Origin of the sequence: Corynebacterium sp. HMSC14B06 (assembly GCF_001807075.1) — a bacterium.
In the GTDB taxonomy this organism is placed as follows: Bacteria; Actinomycetota; Actinomycetes; order Mycobacteriales; family Mycobacteriaceae; genus Corynebacterium; species Corynebacterium jeikeium_D.
The window spans coordinates 1-3,991 of record NZ_KV787390.1; the positions used below are offsets into that span (position 1 = coordinate 1).

At 50.3% G+C, this 3,991-nt stretch carries 1 protein-coding gene and 2 pseudogenes; 1 reads left to right on the forward strand and 2 read right to left on the reverse strand.

The window, feature by feature from the left end:
* Positions 1-139: 139 nt before the first annotated feature.
* Positions 140-475 (forward strand): annotated as a pseudogene (locus HMPREF3130_RS11135) (transposase); the annotation flags it as partial.
* An 808-nt stretch (positions 476-1,283) separates the two neighbouring features.
* Here HMPREF3130_RS11135 and HMPREF3130_RS07430 read toward each other — a convergent pair.
* The gene (locus tag HMPREF3130_RS07430; protein ID WP_070429663.1) at positions 1,284-2,585 is read right to left on the reverse strand and encodes an AbiH family protein; all 1,302 of its coding nucleotides are present in this window, start codon (positions 2,583-2,585) and stop codon (positions 1,284-1,286) included.
* Between the two features lie 71 nt (positions 2,586-2,656).
* Positions 2,657-3,869, reverse strand: a pseudogene (locus HMPREF3130_RS11250) (IS3 family transposase).
* Between the last annotated feature and the right edge of the window lie 122 nt (positions 3,870-3,991).

A 3,991-nucleotide genomic window follows, 5' to 3' on the forward strand; every position in this document is an offset into this window, starting at 1 on the left:
CCGTGTGGGGTTGGGTGCTGCGGCCCACTTTTGTTTTACCCACAAGTAAACAACATTTTGTTAGTGGTGTTCGCTTTTCAGTGGCTTTGTAATCCTTCGCTTCTGCTTCAATACGTTCTCCAAGGGTATAAGGAAAGTCCGCAGAAGCCTTAAAGGAACAATTTTCCATTCCGATCATGGCAGTGTGTACACCTCGCAGGCATTTAGAGAGCACTGCGCTGTATTTGGTGTGCGTCAATCCATGGGCGCGGTGGGAACGAGTGCCGATAACGCCGTGGCAGAATCATTTAACACCACCTTAAAGCGTGAAGATCTGCGTAATCGGAAAGTCTTTGACGATCCCACTACCTGCCGCCAAGAAGTCTTCCGAAGGTGCATGCGCTACAACACGCGCAGACGACACTCCTGGTGCAACCTTCTAGCCCCCGATACATTCGAAGCGCTTAATTCAGCTACAGTGACCCAAGCAGCATAGCTAACCCCCGACGTGTCTACTTTCCGGGGGGCAGGCCCTTATCCCGATGAAAAGGTCTAATGCGTTCAACCAGCGCCAGCTTCGCGAAGGCGACAAACACTTAATCCACAGGCCTTGGACTGGCGATACCCACGCGAGGTGATGAACCCGCCAGCGTGATGAACCCGCCAGCACGGTTATTTTTTCAACGCCTTACAGATGAACTCGACAGGGAAAATACTCCGGTACTCATCGATAAACCGGATCTATTCTTAACGTTTTGGGCCTGGTTCCGACGCGAAAAAGCTGAGGTAGCTTTTAAAAGTTCTTTGGTATCGCGTAGCTGGTGAGTTTTACGGCGTAGCCTTGCGTTTTGGCAGCCACATCTTCAGGCACCGGTTCTGGGATGTTCCCTGCACGACGGGCCTGCGAAAAGTCCATTGATAAGCTGTGTGCCGTGAAACCCCTAGCTTTGGTCTAATGCTTGGCACGCGACTTGCATCGACATATTTTCCGCCAAGATGCGATCTTCCACGAGCCGGATCACACGGTCCTTCGCATTTTGGTCCAAATTTCTCGGCATATTCCGGTTTTTCCCATCTACTCAAACGGAACAAAACCTAGGACACGTCAGATAAATTACCTTTCGTCCCAACCCAACCGGGCTGGTTATCAGGTGTCCATCAAACAGCGCTCAGGTCCGAGTGTCGTTAAAACGCTACGAGACCTACAAGGGAATTTACCTAGGAAAGAACTCAAACTTTGTCACATTAATTGCACGAATGAGTGACGTGACGAAATTTAAAGGAAATGGCCGGGACCCTGAAATTTAGCGGGGTACAGGGACATGTGCGGGGTCACGATCAGAGGGTTCGAAAATGGCAGGATTGAATCCGAACGCGGAAAGTGTTTCGTTGTCTGAGTACGTTACAGCGTGTACACGGAGGCTGAGGTCGCCAAACAATTCTTCATCGAGTTCCCGCCCACCGAACATAGTAGGGTCGTAATTGCAATTGATGAATCTGCTCTCAATAGCTTTTGGAGAAGCCTGTTCATCAACCTGAACGTCCGAAGAAAAATATTTGTAAATCATCAGTTCTGCTCCTTCGGAGACTCGACGCAAGATGTGTCGCCACCACCATCGATCCGTTTCTCCGATTGAGCTGCCAAAGATAATGAAAAATTCTGATTCTTCGATCATCTTGCGGTAGCGACGGGATGTTTGTGCCCAAAAGATTTTTTCAAACTTGTGGGAGGAACCTTGGTTCGCGTCTTGATCCGTACCGTCAATCCCGAACAATAGGGATCGTGGTACTGCCTGCATTCCATGCGGATGATGGATCTCTGTCATCAGGTAAGAGGAACAACCAGTTTCAGCGTTTGCTCTAGAGCAGTACTCACTTGGATAGAGATGATTCCGTGGATTCCGTCGAAACTGAAAGTTCGTGTCCACGGTGGTGTTTGGATGAGGATCGAACTGTTCTTGGTCGAGATATAGGTAGTTATCAAGGAGGAAAGTGTAATTGAAATTGATGATGTTGAAATTGAAAAGATCGTAATGATTGGTTTTAGACGGCAGAGCCAAGTATTGATAGGCGTTGCTGTCGAGATCGCCCAGAAACCGGCTAAATGTACAATAGGCCCACTGGTGAGATTGCGCCTCCCTATCCAATTCGTTTAGCAAATCTGGGCTGACCACTAGGTCAAGAAAACTGGAAAAGTGACGTTGGATTTCTGCCAAGTCGCGGCGGAGTTTTACGAAGTCGATAGGACCCGGACTAGATACAAATTCCTGTAACCGTGCTTCGAAATCGCTCCAATTAGGGAACCCATCTTTGCCTTGGCCACGCTGTTCTTCATGTTCTTTGCGCAGCTCATTCATCTTCTTGAAAATCATGTTTTCGGCGTTAAAGTTCATTGACTTCAGATAAAAGAAGAATGATTGGTAGTCAGTTCGATACTTGGCATTAAGCAGGGAAAGAGCAGCAATGTCGAAGCCATTTCCGACAAGCATCATAATATTGTGCTGGACCTTGTCGTTGGAGGGCTTTAGACAGGCGAAATCAGTGTGGTCGTATTTCCTGATGCCGTGATGGACTGGATCCTCGGTGCGGGTAGTCGGCTTGGTCATCGTTCCTTCAACCTGAGTCTTCAAAATTCTTTAACGGAGTTTGAAGCGTCCTGGGTTTAGTTCCGCTTCTTTTACGGCCCTGTGTTGATGGGCTGGGTGAAATAGTACTTGGTTTCTACTTCTTGTGGGGTGGCGTACTCCAATGCTTCATGAAGCCTTTTGGTGTTCCACCAATGCACCCACCGCAAGGTGGCCAGTTCGGCTTCCCCGACCGACGTCCAGGGGCCTTGGGCATGAATCAGTTCCGCCTTGTAGAGACCGTTGACGGTCTCAGCTAGAGCATTGTCTTAGGAATCGCCGACTGTTCCGACACTTCGCCGGATTCCGGATTCGGCTAGCGCGGTGGAATACTTCAGTGACACGTATTGGCTGCCCCGATCGCTATGGTGAATCAGTTGGTTTCCATGGATTCGTCCTGCAGTCGTTAAGGCATGTTCCAAGGCCTCCATGGGCAGCGCATCGGTGCGCATCGTTGAGCGTGTAGCAACACCAACAATTTTTCGGCTGTAGACATCCACGACAAACGCGGTGTAGGCGAATCCCGACAGAATGCGAACGTGAGCAATGTCGGCAACCCAAAGCCTGCCTGGCGCTTGTGCACGAAAGTCTCGCTGCGCTAGGTCTGGGCGATGATCCGGTGTCTTCGGGCTAATTGTTGTCACGGGGGTTCGTCCGCATCTGCGGCAGGAAACACCTGCTAGCTTCATTAATCGGGCGGTCTTGTCGCGGCCGATATGAAAGTCTTCACGGTTCATCGCGTACCACATTTTGCGGATTCCGTAGACTGAGAAATTCTGCGCATGCACACGCTGTATCTCTGCAATGAGAAGGCTATCGCTTAAGGCTCTTGCACTGGGAGCGCGTGTGGTGGCTTTGCGGTAGCCGCGTGAAGTGATGAATCCACGATCTGCTTGTTTTAGGCCTCGACCCCCAAACTGATCTTTATATGCGTCGATGTAGGAGATCATTTAGTCGTGGGTCGGTCGAGTTCCGCTGCGAAAAAGCCGAAGCAGTCTTGAGAATCCCGTTTGCTCGTTTCAGTTCGCGGTTTTCGTGGCGCAGATGCTTGAGCTCTTCTTCCATCGTTTCGCCGCCAGACGCGTCAGAGTCATCACGTACCGAAGCGCCGTCACGGTGCCAAGCCCGCAACGTATGGTGAGATACCCCAAGCAGCTCACCGACCTCCGTGTAGGCACGTTACAGTGAGCAAGACTCCCGGCGGACCATTTCGATGATCTGATGGACCGCCTTCTCCTTGAACTCGACGGAATATTCTCTAGGCATAGTTCAGTCCTTCCTTAGCTGAGGTAGGAACTCAACCCAGGACGCTTCAATATGGATCGTGTGTATAAACTGGTGGAAATTGGGTTGATGACCAGCGGATTCGCTTAAATAAGGGCGTGTGT